Raw genomic sequence first — 18,218 nt, 5'->3', positions numbered from 1 at the left:
CCCCCATTATGCCCCCCCCTCCCCCCCCTGTCAATACCTTGTCCCCTGGCGGGAAAACCCCCTTTTGCTCCCCCTGGGGGTGGCCCCGGGGAAGGGGGGAAGGGGAGGTGGAGGGAAGCTCCCTTCCATGCGCCTCTTATACGGGGATGGGGTATGGATGGGGAGGAAATAAGCCCCAGACGGTGGTTTCCTTAAGAAAGGTGGTATGATGTCCCCGGCAAGGAGGTGCCATGTACAGGGGAAGAGAAGGGCAGTGGGCGTTTTACCTGCACCGGATCTCGGGCCTGGGCATTCTGGTCTTCCTCATGCTCCACGTGGCCAACATCGCAAGCGCCATGTGGGGCCCGGAGGTGTCCAACGCCCTCATGAAGTTCTACCACCAGCCGGTTTTCCAGATAGGGCTCCTTCTTCTCATCGCCGGGGTGCTTTACCACGGGTTCAACGGGCTCAGGATCATCCTCATGGACTTCACCGCCTGGGGGGTGCGCTACCAGCGGCAGCTTTGGTACGGGGTCTGGGTTCTTTTCGTGATCTTCTACCTTCCCTTCCTTTTGAAGATCGGAGGGGGCATCCTGGGAGGTAGCCATGGCGATTAAGTCCAGGCGCTACGAGGAGGCCAAGCTGGAGGCCAGCACCAACCTGGAGCTCTACTGGTGGGTTTTCATGCGCATCTCCGGGGTGGTCCTGGTCTTCCTCCTCATCGGCCACATGTGGATGAACGCCATCCTAATAGACCTGAACCAGATTGACTACAACTATGTGGCTAAGAGACTTTCCCAGACCACCTGGAAGGTTTATGACTGGCTGATCCTGGCCTTGGCCCTCCTCCATGGGGGGAACGGGCTCCGTTATGTCCTGGACGACTGGGTGCGGCACCCGGTGAGGCGTTTTTGGACCAAGGTGGTGCTCTATAGCCTCATCGCCTTCCTTTTCTTCCTGGGGAGTCTTTCGCTTTTCAATCACGATTTCGGGGTGAAGTAGTATGGCGCACAAGCACGAGGTCATCGTGGTGGGTGCAGGCGGGGCGGGCCTTGCCACCGCCCTTTATGCGGCCAGGGAAGGTGCGGATGTGGCGGTGGTCAGCAAGCTTTACCCCACCAGGAGCCACACGGGCGCGGCCCAAGGGGGGATAGGGGCCGCCCTGGGCAACGTGGAGGAGGACCACTGGGAGTGGCACATGTTCGACACGGTGAAGGGAGGGGACTACCTCACCGACCAGGACGCCGCCGAGGTCTTCGCCAAGGAGGTGATCGAGGCGGTCCTGGAGCTGGAGCACATGGGCCTTCCCTTTGACCGGCTCCCCAACGGCAAGATCGCCCAGCGCCGATTTGGCGGCCACACCAAGGACTGGGGCAAGGCCCCGGTGCACCGGGCGGCCCACGCCGCCGACCGCACCGGGCACATGATCCTCCAGACCCTTTACCAGCAGTGCGTGAAGCACAACATCACCTTCTACAACGAGTTCCACGTCACCGATGTCATCGTTGAGGACGGGGTGGCCAAGGGTCTGGTGGCCTACGAGCTGGCCACGGGAGAACTGCACCTCTTCCAGGCCAAGGCCATCGTCATCGCCTCGGGGGGCTTTGGCCGCATCTACAAGGTGACCTCCAACGCCTACACCCTCACCGGGGACCTGCAGGCCATCCTCTACCGCAAGGGGCTTCCTCTCGAGGACATGGAGTTCTACCAGTTCCACCCCACGGGGCTTTACCCCCTGGGCATCCTCCTCACCGAGGGGGCCAGGGGGGAGGGGGGCATCCTGAGGAACGCCCTGGGGGAGCGCTTCATGGAGCGCTATGCCCCCACCATCAAGGACCTGGCCCCCAGGGACATGGTTTCCCGGGCCATGTACCTGGAGGTGCGGGAGGGCCGGGGGGTGGGCCCCAAGAAGGACCACGTGCTCCTGGACCTCACCCACCTGCCCCCTGAGGTCATCGAGAAGAAGCTTCCCGACATCACCGAGTTCAGCCGCATCTACCTGGGGGTGGACCCCTTGAAGGAGCCGGTGCCGGTGATGCCCACCGCCCACTACGCCATGGGGGGGATTCCCACCACCCTCTGGGGCCAGGTCATCCGGGACGAGAACAACACCGTGGTGCCCGGGCTTTACGCTGCTGGGGAAGCGGCTTGCGTGAGCCTGCACGGGGCCAACCGCCTGGGGACCAACTCCTTGGGGGATCTGGTGGTCTTTGGCCGGCGCGCCGGGATCCATGCAGCCCGCTTCGCCAAGGATGCCGACTACCACGAGCTCACCGAGGAGCACCTGCGCGAAAGCCGCGAGCGCATTGAGCGCATCAAGAACTCCACGGGCAAGGAGAAGGTGGCGGCGCTCCGGGCCGAGCTCCAGCAAACCATGATGGACAACGCCTCCGTCTTCCGCACCGGGGAGCTCTTGGCCAAGCAGGTGGAGATCCTGAAGGAGCTCATGGACCGCTACCGAAACATCTCCATTGACGACAAGGGGGATGCCTACAACACCGAGCTGGTGGAGGCCCTGGAGCTTGGGTATCTCCTCGAGGTTTCCGAGGCCCTGGTGCACTCCGCCCTAAACCGCACCGAGTCCCGCGGGGCCCATGCCCGGGAGGACTACCCCGAGCGGGACGATGCCAACTGGCTCAAGCACACCCTGGCCTACAAGGTGGCCGACGGCAAGGTGACCTTCCGCTACAAGCCCGTGGTCCTGGGCCGCTTTGAGCCCAAGGCCCGCACCTACTAGGAGGTGCCATGCAGGTAACCCTGAAGATCCTTCGCTTTGACCCCGCCAAGGACCAGAAGCCCACCTGGCACACCTACCAGGTGGAGGCCGAACCGTGGGACCGGGTTTTGGACCTCCTCCACAAGGTGAAGTGGGACCAGGACGGCACCCTGGCCTTCCGCCGGAGCTGTGGGCACGGCATCTGCGGCTCCGACGCCATGCTCATCAACGGCAGAAACCGCCTGGCCTGCAAGACCCTGGTGAAGGACCTGGGGAACGTGATCACCGTGGAACCCATCCGGGGCCTGCCGGTGGAGAAGGACCTCATCGTGAACATGGAGCCCTTCTTCGCCGCCTACCGGGCGGTGAAGCCCTACCTCATCAACGACGAACCCCCGCCCGCCCGGGAGCGCCTGCAAAGCCCTGAGGAGCGGGAGCGGTTTGACCAGGGTACCAAGTGCATCCTCTGCGCCAGCTGCACCACCAGCTGCCCTGTCTTCTGGGTGAACGGGACGTATCTGGGTCCTGCCGCCATCGTGCAGGCCCACCGCTTCATCTTTGACTCCCGCGACCGGGGAAAAAGGGAGCGCTTCAAGGCCCTGGGCTCGGGAAGCGGGGTTTGGCGCTGCCGCACCGCCTATAACTGCACCGAGGCCTGCCCCCGGGATATCCCCGTAACCCAGCTCATAGAGGAGGTCAAGCGGGCCATCCTCTTTGACCGCTTCTAGAGGGCCTTTATACCGGGGTCCCCACTCTGCCGTCAGGCAGAGTGGGGTGGTTTACCGGGGTCCCCATCCTGCTGCTAGGCAAAGTGGGGTGGCTCGCCGGGGTGGTACTAAGGGGTGAGCCGGTGCCGGTCCCGGGGGAAGGCCCGGGCGTAGCGGACGTTGGGGAGGCCCAGAAGCTTCTGGGTGAGGCGCTCGGCCCCGATGGCGAAGCCCCCGTGGGGGGGCATGCCGTACTTGAAGACCTCCAAGTACCCCTGGAAGGCCTCGGGGTCCATGCCCTTGGCCTTTAGGCTTTCCACCAGGTCCGGGTAGCGGTGGATCCTCTGGCCCCCGGAGGTGATCTCCAGGCCCCGGAAGAGGAGGTCAAAGCTCCTGGTGGTGCCGTTTTCCTCGGGGTAGGTATAGAAGGGCCTAAGGCTTCGGGGGTAATGGGTGATGAAAAGCCAGTCCGAACCCCACCGCTCCTTGGCGTACTGGCCGAGGAGGCGCTCCGCTTCCTCGGAGAGGTCCTGGCCCACGGGGTAGCCCAGCTCCTCCTTCAGGATGTTCCTGGCCTCGGCGTGGGTGAGGCGGGGGATGTCCTTGGGGAAGGAGGGCCATTCCGCTCCTAAAAGCTTTATCTCGCTTCCGGCTCCCGAAAGAGCCTCTTCCAGCATCTCCTGGAGCAGGTTTTCCTCGAGGCGCATGAGGTCCTCCTCCCCCTCGATGAACCCCATTTCCACGTCCAGGGACAGGTACTCGTTCAGGTGGCGGCTGGTGTTGTGCTCCTCCATGCGCCAGACCGGGGCCACCTCGTAGACGCGCTCAAACACCCCCACCATGATCTGCTTGTAAAGCTGGGGGGACTGGGCCAGGTAGGCCCGGTACTCAAAGTAGTCCACCCCGAAGAGGCCTGAACCCCCTTCCGCCCCGGCCCGTACCACTTTGGGGGTGAAGATCTCCGTGAAGTCCTGCCGGTCCAGGTACCGCCTGAAGCCCCGCACCAAGGCGGCCTGCACCCTTAGGGGGGCCCGGGCCTTCTCCCCCCTCAGGGTGACGTAGCGGTATTCCAGAAGGGTGTCGGGGCTTGCCCGCCATTCCTCCTTGGGGATCTCCACCGGGGTGGGCTCCAGGGCAGGGGAGAGGATCTCTATTTCCTTTGCCTGTACCTCGAGGCCCCCCGGAGCCTTGGGATTCTCCACCACCCGGCCCCTTACCCGCAGGCTGCTTTCCGGCAAGGGGAGTTTCTGCCCACCGGTCACCACCTGCACGATGCCGCTTCGGTCCCGTAGCAGAAGGAACTGCACCTTGCCCAGGTCCCGCCGCCAGTGGAGAAAGCCCAAAAGCTCCACCTCTTCGCCCGCATGCTTCTTCAAGTCCCGTACCAGAACCCGCATCTCTCCTCCTTTAAGCTTTGGCCCCCCCGGCCATAGGGGACCGGGGGGGCCAGGCGGTTATGCCCCCCGTCTAGGCGTCATTAAGACAAGACGGGCGCATATTGCCCTTGAGTTTAGGGGGTTTCTGCCCCGAGGTCAAGGCGTTCAAAGGCCAGGACCAAGGAGGGAAGGTCCTCTTGAGGCACCACGGCGAAGAAGTTCTCCTCGAGCTGGTACCGGGCCGCCCACTCCCCTTCCACCCCGGCCAGGCTTAAGGGCCTGGCCTCTTCCTTCAGGAAGCGGAGGCGCCTTAGGCGAAGGTCCCCCGCCTCCGAGTAGAAGACCTGGTAGACCACGCCCCCCCGGCGCTTCTCCCCGTAGAAGCCCCCTTCTATGGGGCTTATCTCGTAGCCTAGGGCCTTAAGGGCTTCCATCCAGCACCTCGAGGGCCGAGGGATCCTCCAGTATGATCTCGTAATACCCGGCGTAGAGGACGATGCGTCCTTTGGCCCTTACCTTCTTACCCAGATAGCTTTGCGGGAAGGGCTGTTGGAAGAGGCCGTAGTTTCTGGGGAAGACCACCAGCCTCAGGTCGCTTTCCCCGGGGCCAAACCGGAGGAAGGCCACGGTGCCCCGGTCCTCCACCTGCTGGATGAGGCCTTCCACGGTGGCGATGCGGCCAAAGTACCTGGGGGCTTCCTGCCAAGGGATGATCCCTTCCAGGGGGGGCAGGGCAAAGGGGTTTTCGGTAAGCCCTGCCTGGAAGTCCCTTTCCATCACGGAAAGGAGCCTGGCGAAGGCCTCGGGGGCCTCCTTGCGGGTGAAGCGCACGGCAAGCTCCCGGTTGGCGTTTATGGAGTTGGCGCTTAGGTTCAGGCTTCCCACCAGGGCCACCTCCCCGTCCACCACCAGGGCTTTGGCGTGCACGTAGGGATCGGGTAGGAAGCGGAGATCCGCCCCGGCCCGCCTTAGCTCCTCCGCTCCTGCCAGGAAGTAGGTGTCCCCGGGCTCCTGCGGGCTTCCCACCAGGCGTACCCGGACGCCTCGAGCCAGGGCATCCTTAAGGGCGGCCACCACCTCGGGATCGGCCATGGCTTGGTGCTCCAGGAAAACCTCCCTCTTGGCCCCACGGATCAGGGCGAGGAGGGTTTCCCGGGCGTTGCCCTCCTTGACCCCGCCCAGGATGCGGCTTGGGGCCCAGACGAGAAGGGCCTGGGATAGGTCCAGCCTTTTCCCCTCCCAGTCCGCTTCAAAGACCTTCACCACCTCCGCCACCTGCCTGGGATCGTCCAGGATGAGGGCGTACTCCCGGTTGGCGGTGAAGGAGCTTCCCGTGAGGTTCATGGTACCCACCCAGGCCAGCTTCCGGTCCACCACCAGGCTTTTTTCGTGGACGAAGACGAAGCGGAAGGGGGTGGTGAGCTTAACCTCCACCCCCCGTTCCTTTAGGGCCTGAAACACCGTGAGGTCCACCCGTCCCCCGGAGGGCTCCCGCTCCAAAAGGACCTTTACCTTCACGCCTCGGGCCACAGCCTCCCCCAAGGCGTCCACCACGTCCAGGCGGCTTGGGGTCCAGAGGTACATCTTCACCAGGATCTCCTCCCGGGCCGAGGCGATGAGGTCCAGTAGCGGCTTGACCCCATCGTCCGGCTCCACCACCAACTTGGGGGCGGCCAAGGCGGTTAGGAGGAGGAAGAGAAGTAAAAAGAGCTTTCTCATAACGCCTTTCATTCTGACACATGGGGGTCAGGAAGCTTGCAAACAGAGGGGGTGGGCTATGTCCAGCGGAAGCAGGTTTCCGCGTTCTGGTCGGTGATGGATTCCATTTCCTCCAAGGTCATTCCCCGCACCTCCGCAAGCCTATTCAGGGTGTGCCGCACGTAATGGGGAAGGTTGCGCTTTCCCCGGTGGGGCTCTGGGGGCAGGAAGGGGGTGTCGGTTTCCACCAGGAGCCGGTCTAGGGGAAGCCTTTGGGCCGCTTCCCGGAGGGCGTGGTTTTTCTTGTAGGTGAGGGGGCCGGCAAAGCTGAAGTAGGCTTGCACGGCAAGGCCTGCCGCCTCGAGGGCCGGGTGCCCGCCAAAGGCATGGAGGACCACCCTTTGGGGTCGGTGGGCGAGGAGCCAGGCGGCCAGGTCTTCCTCCGCTTGCCCATCCTTGCTCCGCACGTGGAGCACCAAAGGTAGCCCGAACTCCTCGGCCAGGGTCGCTTGGAACTCCAGGGCCTTGAGCTGGGCGGGCTTGGTTTCGGGGGTCCAGTAATAGTCCAGGCCGCTTTCCCCAACGGCTCGCACCCGGGGGTGACGGGCGTAATACCTTAAAGCCTCTTCCACCTCGGGGGAAAGCAGATGGGCCGAGGTGGGGTGGAGGCCCACCGCGGCGTACACATTTTCCTGGGCCAGGGCCAGGGTCCTTTCCCAGCGGGTTGGGTCCACCCCCAGGGTGAGGATGGCCCTGAGTTCCGGAAAGTGGGCTTTGGCGTCTTCCAGCTCGGCTTCTTCCAGGAAATCCAGGTGGGCGTGGGTGTCGGTCATGCGTTCTCTTCGTCCTCTACCAGGATCCAGATGCGCTTAAGGGGCAGTTCGGCCTTAAGCTCCTCAGGCAGACGTTCGTAGCTCTCCAGGCAAAAGGCCTCTGTTTCTCCGCTCTTTCCCGCCCGCACCAGCCAAAGGGCCATGTCTTCAATCTAGCATGGGAGGTCCCCCACCCTGGCCACCCGGACCGGTTGTGTGGATTGAACCCATGCAGTGGCTTTGCCGCTTGTTGACTGCTTGTGCCCTCCACGGGTGGGGGTGGGGCTACACTTCGTTTCCCTGGACCGCTGGAAAGGCCCCTTGGGCTGCACGTATGTGCTGGCGTGGCCCCTCGAGGGGCCGGTGATGGAGCTTAAGGGCTACCCCGTCCTGGCCTAGGGGATGGGGAGTTTGTGGCCGGACCTTGGCGGCCTTGGAGTGCGCGTGCTATGCTAAATGAGGTTTAGTGCGTGGGTGATATTTATGAGTCTACGCGTGCTCGGCGTCAACGCATCGGCACGGACGGACGGGTTTACGGCAGAGTTGTTGGGCGAGGTTCTGGAAGCCGCCAGGCGCCGGGGAGCCGCCACCGAGCGCCTGGACCTGGTGCGGTACCCCTTTCCCTTTTGCGTGGGGAACTACTCCCAAGACCCTACTTCCTGCGGCCCGGACACCTGCGTGCAGGGACCCTGGGATGGCTTCGGTAAGATAGCGGACAAGCTCGTCCAGGCGGACGCGGTGGTTTTCGCCACGCCGGTCTACTGGTTTAGCGTTTCCGCCCGGATGAAGGCCCTTTTGGAGCGCATGACCTCCATGGAGAACCAGGGCCTCTTAAACCTGGGCAAGCCCATGGTCCTGTTGGCGGTAGCCGAGGAGGAAGGGGCCAGCCAGGCGCTTTCGCAGATGCTCCTGCCCCTTTCCTACATGGGGTTTGTCCTGGCGCCCCTGGGGTTGGTCTACGCCCATCACCGGGGTGCCGTGAGCCTCAAGGGGAACACCGAGCTCATGGAGGATGCCCGCATTGCCGGGGAGAACCTGGTGCTGATGGCGGAAAAGCTTAGGGGAACCGCTTTCCGAGAACCCCTTCCCAGTTACGAGTACCGTCTGCCCAGGCTGCCAGGAGTGGCGGCGGACTAGCAGGGACGCTTCAAAGGTACAAGGGCTCCACCCCATCCCTGGCAAAGGGCAGAAGCTCGTAAAGAGCCCTGGGGTCTGGGGGCGCGTCCAGGAGAAGGTGGCTACCCTGGAGCTGGGCCCTTGAGATCTCTGGGGCTTTGAGCTTCCTGGGAGGCTCGAGCACAAGCGGCTTCCCCTCACGCCTGGCATAGGTGGCCCCATAGTAGAGCCCGTTTCTGGCGGTGAAAAGGGCGGTTAGGGGAGGCCCACCTTCCTCCAAAAAGGGCCAGCAGGCGGCAAGGAGGGAGCTTACCCCAAACACCTTGGCTCCATGGGCTAAAGCGATGCCCATGCCGGCTGCCAAAGCGATGCGAAGGCCCGTGTAGGAACCCGGGCCCTCCCCCAGGACCAGGGTGCCGATCTCCTCCCGCTCCACGCCCACTTCCCTTAAGAGGTCGTCCAGTAAGCCGAACAGGGCTTCCTCGTGCTTACGGCCCAGCCGCACCACCCGGCCCACTCCCTCTTCCCCGCGGAAAAGGCCCAAGGAAAGGTAGGGAGTGGCGGTGTCCAGGGTGAGGGTCCACACCCTTCCATCCTATATACTCTGGCACGGGATGCGGACCTTTCCTCTCCATGCCCTTCTGTCCTTGGGGGCGCTCCTTGCCCTGGGTGTGTACGCCTTCCGGCTCGGCTTTCTCCCGTGGGCCTGGGTGGGGGCGGGGCTTGGGCTTTACGCCCTTCTCGTCCTGTGGGGGCTTCGTTTCGGTCGGCACCATGCCCTTTTGGGGCTTGGGCTTTTTGCGTACTGGTTCCCACCCCTGGCCTTTCTGGCTCCTCTCTTGTTCGCCCTCTTGTTTGGCCGGGGCCTGAGGCAAAAGGAGCAGGCAGCCCTCTACGGCTGGGCCTTGGTTTGGCCGGCCTTAGCCCTCCTTCTGGTCTGGCATGTTTTCCCCACCTTTTACGCCTTTTACCTGAGCCTCTTTGAACGGGTTAACTTCCTGCGCCCCGCGGCCTTCGCTGGCTTGGAGAACTACCGTATTCTCCTCCAGGATCCTCTTTTCTGGAAGGCCTTGGGGAACACCTTCTGGTACGTGGTCTTTACCGTGCCGGTGGGCCTTCTCCTGGCCACAGGGGTGGCCATCCTCCTGAACACCCAGGTGGCCTTCCTGGGGTTCTACCGCACCCTTTACTTTCTCCCCTACATCACCGCCCTCACGGCGGCGGCGGCGGTGTGGCGCTGGATCTACCACCCGGAGTTCGGTTTTCTCAACTGGCTTCTTGGTACCCCGGGTCTCGACTGGCTGAACACGCCTAAGGGTGTCTTCGCCCTGCTCCTCGAGCCCCTGGGAGTTCAGCCCCCGGGTTTTTGGGCGGGGCCCAGCCTGGCCTTTGTGGCCATCATGGTCATGAGCGTGTGGCACTTTCTGGGATACCAGGTGGTGATCCTCCTGGCCGGGCTTCAGGCCATTCCCAAGGAGTATTACGAGGCGGCGGAGCTGGATGGGGCGAGCTTTTGGCAGAAGCACCGGCTCATCACCTGGCCGCTTCTTTCCCCCACCACCTTCTTTCTCTTCACCCTGGGGCTCATCGGGGCCTTCCAGGTGTTCACCCAGGTTTACGTCCTGACCCCCACGGGCGGGGTGTTGCAGGATACCCTTACCCTGGCTTTCTACCTCTACAACAAGGGTTTCCGCGACTCGGATTTCTCCTACGCCAGTGCCATCGCCATGGTGACCTTTCTCCTCATCCTGGTCCTCACCCTGATTCAAAGGCGGGTGTTGGAGAGGCGGGTGAACTATGAGATTTAGGCCCGGTGTCCTGTTCGTGCACCTGCTCCTCCTCCTGGGGGGGCTCGTCATGGCCTTCCCCTTCTACTGGATGCTGGCCACCAGCCTGAAAAGCCCCCAGGAGGCCCTGCAGGCCAAGCCCATCTGGGTTCCCGAGCGCATGAAGCCGGCGAACTGGCTCAAGGCGGCAAGGCTGGGGGATAGCCCCCTTTGGGGTGGTTTGGCCCCTGGCCGGAGCGTGGAGTTGGTTTTCCCTGGGAGGGAAGGGCATCCCCCCAGGGCCTTGGTACCCCGTACCCCCGGGGCCTTCTTTGACCCTCGGGCGGATGGCACTCGGGTGGAGGTGGTGTATCGGGAAGGGGCTTGGCGGGTGCGGCTGACCAACGCTACGGAGGAAGCCTTCCGCTTTTTGCCCCTGGTGGTGCTCTGGCCCAAGGAAGTCCCTCTGGCGGCACCCTTGCCCCCCGACGCCATCCGCTCCCAGGGGGAGTACTGGCGGCTGGAGTGGGTGAATGCGGTGCCCGGGGCCTTGGGGTATGTGCTCCACAACTACCTCGAGGCCTGGCATGCGGCTCCCTGGGGGCGCTACTTCTTCAATAGCTTCTTCACCGCCTTGACCCAGGTGGCGGTGGGGCTTTTCCTGGCGGCCCTGGCGGCCTTTGCCCTGGCCCGCATTCCCTTTCCCGGCAAGGAGGCGGTGTTCGTGCTCATCCTCGCCACCATGATGGTGCCGGGGGAGGTGCTCCTCATCCCCAACTACGTGCTTCTGGCCAGGCTGGGCTGGCTGGACACCTACTACGCCCTCATCGTGCCCTGGCTGGCCTCGGTGTTTGGCATCTTCCTCCTTAGGCAGTTTTACCTCTCCTTGCCCCAGGACCTCTTTGATGCGGCCCGCATAGACGGGGCCGGGTACCTGACCCAGCTTTTCCGCATCGCCTTGCCCTTAAGCCTTCCGGGATTGGTGTCCTACGGGATCTTCACCTTCCTGGGGGCCTACAATGCCCTCCTTTGGCCCCTCATCGTTACCCAGAGCCCGGAGATGCGCACGGTCCAGCTGGGCCTGCAGGCCTTTGTCTCCGAGGCGGGGTCGGACTACGGGGCCCTGATGGCGGCCAGCACCTTCGTGATCCTCCCCGTGATCCTGGGGTACTTCTTCGCCCAGCGCCAGTTCATCCAGGGCATCGCCCGCTCGGGGCTCAAATAGCCTGACCTTGGCTTGACACCAGGAGGGATATACTTAGTCTGGAGGTTTTGGGTATGCGAAAAGCGCTTTTGTTGGCGGCGGTTTTGGGGCTAGCCCTTGCCCAGCAGGCCAAGCCCGAGGAGGTTATCAAGGAGCAGTGCGCCAAGGCCAAGGTGGTGGCGGAGCTCTGGCACGGCTTTACCGGCGGGGTCCCCAAGGCCGCCTTGGAGAACCTGGTGGTGGAGTTCAACAAGACCCAGCAGGGCCGGTGCGTGCGTCCCGTGCCCCAAGGGGGGTACCGGGACCTTTCCACCAAGATCAAGGCGGCCTTCGCCGCGGGGAAGGTGCCGGCCATGGCCCAGGCCTACGAGAACAACATCGCCCTGTACCTCGAGGCCAAGGCCCTACTGCCCATTGAGTCCTTGGGGGTGAAGCTCCAGGGGGTGAACCTGGCTTTCCTGAACGCCGTGCGCTTCGGGGGGGTGGTGTACGGGGTGCCCTTCAACAAGAGCATCCAGGTCCTCTACTACAACAAGGACCTCCTGAAGAAGCACGGGGCCAAGGTGCCAGCTACCCTCGAGGAGTTCGTGGCCTTGAGCAAGAAGCTTTCCCAGGCGGAAGGAGGACCTGTCTACTGGTTCCAGCCGGATGCCTCCACCTTCGCCTACTTCTTCTTCAACCTGGGGGGGAGCTACCTGAAAAACGGCAAGCTGGTCCTGAACTCCAAGGAGGCGGTGGAGGCCCTCACCCTCCTGCAAAACGGGGTGAAGGAGGGGTGGGCCAAGGCCATCACCTCCGGGTACATCAACCAGAACCTGGGCTCTGGTCCCTACGCCTTCAGCGTGGATACCTCTGCCGGCTACACCTATTATCGCCAGGGGGCCAAGTTTGACCTGGGGGTGGCCACCCTGCCGGGCCGCACCAAGGGCCAGCCTGGGTTTGGTCTAGTCCAGGGCACCAACCTGGTGGTCTTCCGCCAGGCCAGCAAGGAGGAACAGGCGGTGGCCAAGGACTTCCTGCAGTTTGTCCTCTCCCCCAGGGCCCAGGCGGTCTTCGCCACCGCCACCGGGTACGTGCCGGTGACCGAGGGAGCCCTGAAGGATGCGGTCTACCAGACCTACGCTACCGAAAACCCCCACTTCGCCACCATCGTGCGCCAAAGCCGCTACGCCAAGTTTGAGCCGGCTTTGGCGGAGTGGGAGCAGATCCGCTTTGACATCCTGGGTCAGGCCATCAAGGAGGCCATTTTGAACAAGGCGGATCCCAAGTCGGTCCTGGACAAGGCCCAGAAGCTGGCCGAGGATCTTCTGGCCGGTAAGACCCGTTAAGGGAGGCTTTGCCCCTGGGGCCAAGGCCCCAGGGGTTAAACTTTAGAGTGATCGGGGTGGGGTGACCATCGCCACGGCCATGGAGGCAGTGGAGAAGGGCTATCTGGACGACGAGGGTCTGGGGCTCCGCTTCGGCAACGGGGACGCTTTGATCGCTGCCATAGAGAAGCTGGCCCGGAGGGAGGGGCGGCTTGGGGAGCTCTTGGCCTTGGGGTCCAGGCGGCTTTCGGAGGCCATCGGCCATCCGGAGCTGGCCATGCAGGTGAAGGGCCAGGAGGTGCCCATGCATGACCCTCGGTACAAGCGGGCCCTGGGGGTGGGATATGCGGTGAGCCCAACGGGAGCCGACCACAACCACAACCTGCACGACACCGCCTTCGCCAAGGAGGGGAAGGCCCTAAAGGAGCTTCGCTTCTATGGGGAAGACTTTGCGCCCCTTCCCCCAGAGGACCTTTCCGAGGCCAAAATCTGCATGCTCTGGACCAAGACCCGGGAGCGGGGCTTCGTGAACAGCCTGGTGATGTGCGACTTTGTGCCCTGGACCCCAGAGGAGTGGCAGGAGGCCATCTACGCCACCGCAGGCTGGCGGCTTTCCCCTAAGGAGATGCTGGAGGTGGGGGAGAGGACGCTTCAGCTCACCCGGCTCTTCAACCTACGGGAGGGGATCGGTCCGGAGGAGGACCGCCTGCCCGAGCGCTTCTTCCAGTCCTTCCGCAAGGGCAGTCCAGAGGCCTATTTGCATAGGGAGGCCTTCCAGGAGGGCGTGCGCACCTACTGGCGGCTTGCGAGGTGGGAGAAGGGAAGCGTGGACCCCGAAAGGCTAAGGGCCCTGGGGCTTGAGGAGTTTACCCAGGCGTACTAAAGGGGCTCCACCACTCCTTGGCGGAGGAGGGCGGGAAGGGGAGGTTCTCCCACCTTTAAAAGGGCGTAGCGGCCTCGGAGAAGGGCGAGGAGGCGGAGGGCTTTTAGGTGCCCCTCGAGGGCCTTTTGGTATGCCCTTACCTCCTCCGGGCCCACGGGGAGGGTTTCCCCGGTTTCCACGTCCTTGAGGAAGGCTTCCTCGAGGGGCGGGGCCAGCTCCAGGGGCGCCAGGACCTGGACCAAGACCACCCGTTTCGGAAGGATCCTGGGCCAGGGCAAGGGGTCTAGCCCATCGGTGATGAAGACCAGGGTGCCCCGGCCCGGGCGAAGGGCTTCCGGTCTGCCCCGTTCCAGCCGGGCCAGGGCGTCCTCCTGGCGGGCGATCCCCAGGAGGAGCCTCGCCACCTCCTCCCCGTAGGCCAGCTTGCCGAAGAGGCGCATGCTTTCGCTTTCGTCCAGGTAGATGCGGAAGCGGCTTCGCTCGGGTGTGGTTTCCAGGCGGGTGTAGAGCCTTCCCGTCTTCCCGTAAGCCCGCCAGTGGACCCGCCTTATTTCGTCCCCAGGGGCATAGGGGCGGAGCTCGTAAAACTCGCCTCCCAGGCCCTTCCTGCGGGCCAGGCGCTCTCCCGGGTAGGGAAGGTAGGGCCGGGTGGCGATGCGATAGCGGGTCATGCCGTCCGGCAGAAGGTGCAGACCCCCACCGGGGGCAGGGGTTCGATGACTTCCTCCCGGCTTCCCTCCCGGAAGACGGTGATGCCCTTGCACCCCTCCTTCCAGGCGGTGAGGAAGAGGTTTTCCACCACCTCCTTGGGGGTTTCCCGGGGGAGGTTCACCGTAGAGGAGATGCTTTGGTCCACGTGGCGTTGTAAGGTGGCCTGGAGGTGTACCCTCTGGAAAGGATCCACGGTATGGGCCGTGGGCCAGTCCGGCACCTCGCCTCCTCGTTCCCTGCGGTACCGCTTCAAGAGGGGATGTTCCGCCAGAAACACCTGTCCCCCGGCGTGGCGAAGGTAGGTGAGGGCGAAGATGGGTTCTATGCCGCTGGTTACCCCCGCCAGGATGGAGATGGAGCCGGTGGGAGCGATGGAAAGAAGGGCAGCGTTCCTCAGGCCCTTTTCCACCGCCTGGATGAGGGCTTCGGGCAGGGACTGGATGAAGGGGCTTTTTATGTGCTCCTTTGGGTCAAAAGCTGGGAAGGAACCCCTTTGCCTTGCCAGGCGGGTGCTTTCCCAGTAGGCGGCTTCCTTGATGCGAAAGCGAAAGTCGGAGAAGAGCCAGGAGAACTCCTGCGTGGCTCCCTTTTCCACCCGGGTGACTCCTTGGACGAGCCGCTGCCACATCTCCTCTGGGGTGGCTTCCAGGAGCCTGCCTTCCGGGTCCTTTAGGGCGTAGCGGTGGAGGAACACGGAGGCCCTAAGCTCATCGCCCTGGAAGAAATCCAGGGCAAGCCTTAGGGCTTCTTCCCGGGCGTACCAGCGGGGCACGCCCTTAGTCTAAACCCGAATGGTCACCCGGGCTCCGGTTTCAAAAAGATGAATGGAGTCTATGAACCGAACGGTGCGGGTGGCGTGGCCCAGAACGATGGAATGGGTCCTGGCCCCGCCTCCGAAGAAGCGCACCCCCTGGAGGATATCCCCGTCGGTGATGCCGGTGGCGGCGAAGACGATCTCCCTTCCCGGGGCCAGGTCCTCGGTGCGGTAGATGCGGTTTTCGTCCCCTCCCATCGCCTTGAGCCGGGCTCGTTCCTCCTCGTTTTGCGGGGTGAAGCGGGCCTGGATCTCCCCGCCCAGGCACCTTAAAGCGGCGGCGGCCAATACGCCTTCAGGGGCCCCGCCAATCCCCATCACCGCATGCACCCCCGTGCCCCGGATGGCGGCGGCCAAGGCGGCGATCACGTCCCCATCGGAGATCAGCTTCACCCGGGCCCCTGCCTCCCGGATCTCCCGGATGAGGCGTTCGTGGCGGGGGCGGTCCAGGACCACCACCACCAGGTCCTCCACGGAGCGCTGGAGCGCCAGGGCTAAGGCCTTCAGGTTGGCGGAAACCGGCCAGGAAAGATCCACAAGCCCCGCGGCCGGGGGGGGAACGATGAGCTTTTCCATGTACATGTCGGGGGCGTGGAAGAGGCCGCCCTTCTCGCTGATGGCGATCACGGTCACGGCGTTGGGCAGGCCCTTGGCGGCGGTGGTGGTGCCCTCCACGGGGTCCACGGCGATGTCCACCTCGAGGCCCCCTTGGCCCAGGACCTCCCCGATGTACAGCATGGGGGCCTCGTCCATCTCCCCTTCGCCGATAACCACCGTGCCCTTTATAGGAAGCTCGTTCAGGACCCGGCGCATGGCCTGGGTGCCCGCCTCGTCCACGGCTTCCTTATCCCCCTTGCCCGCCAGGCGGCTTGCCGCCAGGGCGGCCTGTTCGGTTACCCGCACCACCTCGAGGACCAGTCGGCGCTCTATTTCCATGTTTCCATCATAAGGGTTGGGCTAAGCTGGAAGCATGACCGCCTTGGTGCCCGACGGACCCTGGCTTTACCGAAAGGCCACCCAAAAGCGCTTCCTCCGCCTAAGGAGGCGCTATCTCCGGCGCTTGCGGCAGAAGGGCTTCACCGCCTACCTCCTGGGATGGCTCCGCCTTTTTGGGAGGGTGGTCCTTCTGGAAGGAAGGCTCTGGCTGAGCGCTCCCGCCCGGGGGAGGCGGCGCTAAGGCCAGGGGGAAAGGGGGTGCTTAGCTGGGCCCAGGGCCGCCTGGGGGCCGGTGCCGCTCCCACAGGGTCCTGGCCAGGTCCTCCGGGGTGAGCCCTAGTTCCGCCAGCACGATGAGGAGGTGGAAGAGAAGGTCCGCGGCTTCCCAGCGCACCTCCTCAGGGCTTTGATTCTTGGCGGCGATGATGACTTCCCCGGCCTCCTCCCCAATCTTCTTCAGGATCCGGTCCAGGCCCGCCTGGTGAAGCTTGGCCACGTAGCTTCCCTCGGGGAGGGTCTTTAGGCGTTCCTGGATGGTGGAAAAAACCTGGGAAAGGACAAAACCCAGGGAGGGCTCACCCGGAAGGAGGGGGCGGTGGAAGCAGCTTTGCTCCCCCGTGTGGCAGGCGGGGCCGTGGGGAAGGACCCGGTAGACCACCGCATCCCCATCGCAGTCCAGGAGGACCTCCACCACCTCCTGGATGTTCCCCGAGGTCTCCCCCTTGCGCCAAAGGGTCCTTCGGCTACGGCTATAGAAGGTGCTCCTCCTCGTCCTTAGGGTCTCTTCCAGGGCTTCCCGGTTGGCGTAGGCCAGGGTCAGGACCTCGCTCGTTTTGGCATCCTGTACCACCACGGGCACCAGGCCCTGTTCATCAAACTTCACTTGGGATAGGTCCATCTAAGCGCACCTCCAAGCCCTGTTCGGCCAGGAATCGCTTGAGTTCGGGTATGGGGATCTCACCGAAGTGGAAGACGCTGGCGGCCAAAGCGGCGTCGGCCCCGGCCAGGAAGGCCTCGAGGAAATGCTCCTTTTTCCCCGCCCCTCCGCTTGCGATCACCGGCACGCTCACTGCCTCGGCCACCATGCGGGTGAGCCTGAGGTCGTAGCCTTCTTTGGTGCCGTCCTTATCCATGCTGGTGAGAAGGATCTCCCCGGCGCCAAGCTCTACCCCCCTAAGGGCCCATTCCACCGCGTGAAGCCCCGTGGGGATGCGTCCGCCGGCGATGTAGACCTCGGGGAAGTCCCCCTTCCAGCGGGCGTCAATGGCCAGGACCACCGCCTGGGAGCCAAAGTGCTCGGCGAGCTCGGCGATGAGCTCGGGTTGCTTCACGGCCTGGGAGTTCACGCTCACCTTGTCGGCCCCGGCCAGAAGAAGCCTCCGGGCATCCTCCAAGGAGCGGACGCCTCCCCCCACGGTTAAGGGGATGAAGACCCTTTCCGCCACCTGGGCCATCACCTCCAGGAGGATGGCCCGCTCCTCGTGGGTGGCGGAGATGTCCAAAAAAACCAGCTCGTCGGCGCCGGCCTCGTCGTAGGCCTGGGCGGCTTCCACGGGGTCGCCCGCATCGCGGAGGTTTACGAAGTTGACCCCCTTCACCACGCGGCCCGCGTGGACGTCCAGGCAGGGGATGATGCGCTTGGCTAGGCTCATAGGGGAGGGGTCCAGAGGATTTCTGCCCTGGGGAGGAGAAGAGGGGCGATCCTTTCACCTCTTTCCACCAGGAAGCGGTGGCGGTAGGTGGTTTCCTGGGGTTCTCGGTGGACCTCGAGGCCTTCCGGCCCCCAAAGCCAGACTTCCGGCACCCCATGGCGGGCGTAAAGGGGCAGCTTTACCCCCCGGTCAAAGGCGTAGGTGGAAAAACCCACCTCCACCAGAAGGAGGACCTCCTTGGGGGTAGGGTGGCTTTGGGTGTAGAAGTCCTCCCGGGGCTTAAGGAGGAGGAGGTCAGGGAGGGGTAGGTTTTCCGGGGAGAGGTAAAGGGGGCTTTGCACCCGGATATGGGCTTGGCCCAGGGTGCGGCTGGCCAGAGCCTGCAACAGCCAGTCCAACAGACCCGCATGCTCGCTGGAAATGGGCGCCATCTCGTAGACCTCGCCTTCCAAAAGCTCCAGGCGGGTTTCCGGCAGCATGGCCGAAAGGGCCGAAACCTCCTCCACCTTGAACCGGTGCCGCACCGCCATAGGGTCATTCT

General features: G+C 64.0%; 22 protein-coding genes and 1 pseudogene. 11 read left to right on the top strand and 12 right to left on the bottom strand.

All coding sequences use genetic code 11. The annotated features are described in order from the left end of the window. The first annotated feature begins 230 nt into the window (after nucleotides 1–230). The 4 genes from sdhC to MI302_RS08745 are packed head-to-tail and all read left to right on the top strand — an operon-like array spanning nucleotide 231 to nucleotide 3,423. Nucleotides 231–596 (top strand): succinate dehydrogenase, cytochrome b556 subunit, encoded by a 366-nt coding sequence (sdhC, locus tag MI302_RS08760; RefSeq protein WP_015717777.1) that lies wholly within the window; start codon nucleotides 231–233, stop codon nucleotides 594–596. Continuing rightward, complete coding sequence (locus tag MI302_RS08755) at nucleotides 586–981, top strand: succinate dehydrogenase hydrophobic membrane anchor subunit (RefSeq protein WP_126200858.1); 396 nt, start codon at nucleotides 586–588, stop codon at nucleotides 979–981. Before sdhC ends, MI302_RS08755 begins: the two co-directional genes overlap by 11 nt. Nucleotide 982: 1 nt before the next feature. Continuing rightward, nucleotides 983–2,716 (top strand): succinate dehydrogenase flavoprotein subunit, encoded by a 1,734-nt coding sequence (sdhA, locus tag MI302_RS08750; protein ID WP_126200859.1) that lies wholly within the window; start codon nucleotides 983–985, stop codon nucleotides 2,714–2,716. A gap of 8 nt (nucleotides 2,717–2,724) precedes the next feature. Then, nucleotides 2,725–3,423, top strand: a complete 699-nt coding sequence (locus MI302_RS08745) for a succinate dehydrogenase iron-sulfur subunit (RefSeq protein WP_015717774.1) — start codon at nucleotides 2,725–2,727, stop codon at nucleotides 3,421–3,423. A gap of 107 nt (nucleotides 3,424–3,530) precedes the next feature. Here MI302_RS08745 and aspS read toward each other — a convergent pair whose 3' ends face one another. The 5 genes from aspS to MI302_RS08720 all read right to left on the bottom strand — a co-directional run bounded on the left by aspS (nucleotide 3,531) and on the right by MI302_RS08720 (nucleotide 7,452). Beyond that, complete coding sequence (gene aspS, locus MI302_RS08740) at nucleotides 3,531–4,799, bottom strand: aspartate--tRNA(Asn) ligase (protein ID WP_239725537.1); 1,269 nt, start codon at nucleotides 4,797–4,799, stop codon at nucleotides 3,531–3,533. Nucleotides 4,800–4,912: 113 nt separating this feature from the next. Beyond that, entirely contained in the window at nucleotides 4,913–5,212 is a 300-nt protein-coding gene (locus MI302_RS08735) for a hypothetical protein (RefSeq protein WP_126187828.1), read from the bottom strand. Next, nucleotides 5,199–6,497, bottom strand: coding sequence for a phospholipase D-like domain-containing protein (locus tag MI302_RS08730; RefSeq protein ID WP_239725535.1), 1,299 nt, complete (start codon nucleotides 6,495–6,497; stop codon nucleotides 5,199–5,201). The genes MI302_RS08735 and MI302_RS08730 overlap by 14 nt, the downstream gene beginning before the upstream one ends. Nucleotides 6,498–6,553: 56 nt before the next feature. Next, a complete protein-coding gene (locus tag MI302_RS08725) occupies nucleotides 6,554–7,309 on the bottom strand; it encodes a TatD family hydrolase (RefSeq protein WP_239725533.1) in 756 nt (251 codons plus the stop codon). Further along, a complete protein-coding gene (locus tag MI302_RS08720; protein ID WP_019551072.1) occupies nucleotides 7,306–7,452 on the bottom strand; it encodes a hypothetical protein in 147 nt (48 codons plus the stop codon). Before MI302_RS08720 ends, MI302_RS08725 begins: the two co-directional genes overlap by 4 nt. Before the next feature lie 115 nt (nucleotides 7,453–7,567). Here MI302_RS08720 and MI302_RS08715 point away from each other — a divergent pair, with 115 nt between their 5' ends. Continuing rightward, on the top strand, nucleotides 7,568–7,687 hold the full coding sequence (locus MI302_RS08715) for an AttH protein (RefSeq protein ID WP_239725532.1): 120 nt from the start codon (nucleotides 7,568–7,570) through the stop codon (nucleotides 7,685–7,687). An 84-nt stretch (nucleotides 7,688–7,771) separates the two neighbouring features. Beyond that, nucleotides 7,772–8,425, top strand: coding sequence for a flavodoxin family protein (locus MI302_RS08710; RefSeq protein ID WP_239725530.1), 654 nt, complete (start codon nucleotides 7,772–7,774; stop codon nucleotides 8,423–8,425). A gap of 10 nt (nucleotides 8,426–8,435) precedes the next feature. Here the strand turns inward: MI302_RS08710 and tsaB are convergent, their stop codons facing one another. Beyond that, on the bottom strand, nucleotides 8,436–8,990 hold the full coding sequence (gene tsaB / locus MI302_RS08705) for a tRNA (adenosine(37)-N6)-threonylcarbamoyltransferase complex dimerization subunit type 1 TsaB (protein ID WP_239725527.1): 555 nt from the start codon (nucleotides 8,988–8,990) through the stop codon (nucleotides 8,436–8,438). Nucleotides 8,991–9,018: 28 nt separating this feature from the next. Between tsaB and MI302_RS08700 the strand changes: the two genes are divergently transcribed. From MI302_RS08700 to MI302_RS08685, 4 genes and pseudogenes are all read left to right on the top strand, one after another. After that, entirely contained in the window at nucleotides 9,019–10,212 is a 1,194-nt protein-coding gene (locus MI302_RS08700; protein WP_126170715.1) for a carbohydrate ABC transporter permease, read from the top strand. After that, entirely contained in the window at nucleotides 10,202–11,395 is a 1,194-nt protein-coding gene (locus MI302_RS08695; protein WP_239725520.1) for a carbohydrate ABC transporter permease, read from the top strand. Before MI302_RS08700 ends, MI302_RS08695 begins: the two co-directional genes overlap by 11 nt. A gap of 53 nt (nucleotides 11,396–11,448) precedes the next feature. Continuing rightward, entirely contained in the window at nucleotides 11,449–12,702 is a 1,254-nt protein-coding gene (locus MI302_RS08690; protein ID WP_126203463.1) for an ABC transporter substrate-binding protein, read from the top strand. 58 nt (nucleotides 12,703–12,760) lie between these two features. Further along, nucleotides 12,761–13,564, top strand: a pseudogene (locus MI302_RS08685) (aldehyde ferredoxin oxidoreductase C-terminal domain-containing protein); the annotation flags it as partial. On the opposite strand, the gene MI302_RS08680 reads toward MI302_RS08685, so the two are convergent. From MI302_RS08680 to glpX, 3 genes are read right to left on the bottom strand one after another with little or no spacing between them, the layout of a single operon-like run. Next, nucleotides 13,561–14,235 (bottom strand): DUF58 domain-containing protein, encoded by a 675-nt coding sequence (locus MI302_RS08680; RefSeq protein WP_054392263.1) that lies wholly within the window; start codon nucleotides 14,233–14,235, stop codon nucleotides 13,561–13,563. The pseudogene MI302_RS08685 and the gene MI302_RS08680 sit on opposite strands and share 4 nt — an antisense overlap. After that, nucleotides 14,232–15,047, bottom strand: coding sequence for a hypothetical protein (locus tag MI302_RS08675; RefSeq protein WP_126164959.1), 816 nt, complete (start codon nucleotides 15,045–15,047; stop codon nucleotides 14,232–14,234). The genes MI302_RS08680 and MI302_RS08675 overlap by 4 nt, the downstream gene beginning before the upstream one ends. 9 nt (nucleotides 15,048–15,056) lie before the next feature. Further along, nucleotides 15,057–16,025 carry a class II fructose-bisphosphatase gene (gene glpX / locus MI302_RS08670; protein ID WP_255721625.1) on the bottom strand — a complete coding sequence of 323 codons (969 nt, stop codon included), beginning with the start codon at nucleotides 16,023–16,025 and terminating at the stop codon, nucleotides 15,057–15,059. A gap of 34 nt (nucleotides 16,026–16,059) precedes the next feature. Here glpX and MI302_RS08665 point away from each other — a divergent pair, with 34 nt between their 5' ends. Continuing rightward, nucleotides 16,060–16,266 carry a hypothetical protein gene (locus tag MI302_RS08665; protein ID WP_038029776.1) on the top strand — a complete coding sequence of 69 codons (207 nt, stop codon included), beginning with the start codon at nucleotides 16,060–16,062 and terminating at the stop codon, nucleotides 16,264–16,266. 21 nt (nucleotides 16,267–16,287) lie between these two features. Here MI302_RS08665 and hisIE read toward each other — a convergent pair whose 3' ends face one another. From hisIE to MI302_RS08650, 3 genes are read right to left on the bottom strand one after another with little or no spacing between them, the layout of a single operon-like run. Continuing rightward, nucleotides 16,288–16,923: a bifunctional phosphoribosyl-AMP cyclohydrolase/phosphoribosyl-ATP diphosphatase HisIE gene (gene hisIE, locus MI302_RS08660; protein WP_239725516.1), complete on the bottom strand. Its 636-nt coding sequence runs from the start codon at nucleotides 16,921–16,923 to the stop codon at nucleotides 16,288–16,290. Further along, nucleotides 16,898–17,677, bottom strand: a complete 780-nt coding sequence (gene hisF / locus MI302_RS08655) for an imidazole glycerol phosphate synthase subunit HisF (RefSeq protein ID WP_239725511.1) — start codon at nucleotides 17,675–17,677, stop codon at nucleotides 16,898–16,900. Before hisF ends, hisIE begins: the two co-directional genes overlap by 26 nt. Beyond that, nucleotides 17,674–18,207: a Uma2 family endonuclease gene (locus tag MI302_RS08650; RefSeq protein WP_038029770.1), complete on the bottom strand. Its 534-nt coding sequence runs from the start codon at nucleotides 18,205–18,207 to the stop codon at nucleotides 17,674–17,676. The genes hisF and MI302_RS08650 overlap by 4 nt, the downstream gene beginning before the upstream one ends. Nucleotides 18,208–18,218 lie beyond the last annotated feature (11 nt).

This window comes from Thermus sp. NEB1569, assembly GCF_022385295.1.
GTDB classification, from domain to species: Bacteria; Deinococcota; Deinococci; order Deinococcales; family Thermaceae; genus Thermus; species Thermus scotoductus.
The sequence above is the reverse complement of the archived record's forward strand: the minus strand, read 5'-3'. Positions and strand labels throughout refer to the sequence as shown.

Bases quoted from the DNA above. Each gene is read 5' to 3' on its own strand.
- sdhC (WP_015717777.1), top strand. From the start codon at position 231: ATGTACAGGGGAAGAGAAGGGCAGTGGGCGTTTTACCTGCACCGGATC.
- MI302_RS08755 (WP_126200858.1), top strand. From the start codon at position 586: ATGGCGATTAAGTCCAGGCGCTACGAGGAGGCCAAGCTGGAGGCCAGC.
- sdhA (WP_126200859.1), top strand. From the start codon at position 983: ATGGCGCACAAGCACGAGGTCATCGTGGTGGGTGCAGGCGGGGCGGGC.
- MI302_RS08745 (WP_015717774.1), top strand. From the start codon at position 2,725: ATGCAGGTAACCCTGAAGATCCTTCGCTTTGACCCCGCCAAGGACCAG.
- aspS (WP_239725537.1), bottom strand. From the start codon at position 4,799: ATGCGGGTTCTGGTACGGGACTTGAAGAAGCATGCGGGCGAAGAGGTG.
- MI302_RS08735 (WP_126187828.1), bottom strand. From the start codon at position 5,212: ATGGAAGCCCTTAAGGCCCTAGGCTACGAGATAAGCCCCATAGAAGGG.
- MI302_RS08730 (WP_239725535.1), bottom strand. From the start codon at position 6,497: ATGAGAAAGCTCTTTTTACTTCTCTTCCTCCTCCTAACCGCCTTGGCC.
- MI302_RS08725 (WP_239725533.1), bottom strand. From the start codon at position 7,309: ATGACCGACACCCACGCCCACCTGGATTTCCTGGAAGAAGCCGAGCTG.
- MI302_RS08720 (WP_019551072.1), bottom strand. From the start codon at position 7,452: ATGGCCCTTTGGCTGGTGCGGGCGGGAAAGAGCGGAGAAACAGAGGCC.
- MI302_RS08710 (WP_239725530.1), top strand. From the start codon at position 7,772: ATGAGTCTACGCGTGCTCGGCGTCAACGCATCGGCACGGACGGACGGG.
- MI302_RS08700 (WP_126170715.1), top strand. From the start codon at position 9,019: ATGCGGACCTTTCCTCTCCATGCCCTTCTGTCCTTGGGGGCGCTCCTT.
- MI302_RS08695 (WP_239725520.1), top strand. From the start codon at position 10,202: ATGAGATTTAGGCCCGGTGTCCTGTTCGTGCACCTGCTCCTCCTCCTG.
- MI302_RS08690 (WP_126203463.1), top strand. From the start codon at position 11,449: ATGCGAAAAGCGCTTTTGTTGGCGGCGGTTTTGGGGCTAGCCCTTGCC.
- MI302_RS08680 (WP_054392263.1), bottom strand. From the start codon at position 14,235: ATGACCCGCTATCGCATCGCCACCCGGCCCTACCTTCCCTACCCGGGA.
- glpX (WP_255721625.1), bottom strand. From the start codon at position 16,025: ATGGAAATAGAGCGCCGACTGGTCCTCGAGGTGGTGCGGGTAACCGAA.
- MI302_RS08665 (WP_038029776.1), top strand. From the start codon at position 16,060: ATGACCGCCTTGGTGCCCGACGGACCCTGGCTTTACCGAAAGGCCACC.
- hisIE (WP_239725516.1), bottom strand. From the start codon at position 16,923: ATGGACCTATCCCAAGTGAAGTTTGATGAACAGGGCCTGGTGCCCGTG.
- hisF (WP_239725511.1), bottom strand. From the start codon at position 17,677: ATGAGCCTAGCCAAGCGCATCATCCCCTGCCTGGACGTCCACGCGGGC.
- MI302_RS08650 (WP_038029770.1), bottom strand. From the start codon at position 18,207: ATGGCGGTGCGGCACCGGTTCAAGGTGGAGGAGGTTTCGGCCCTTTCG.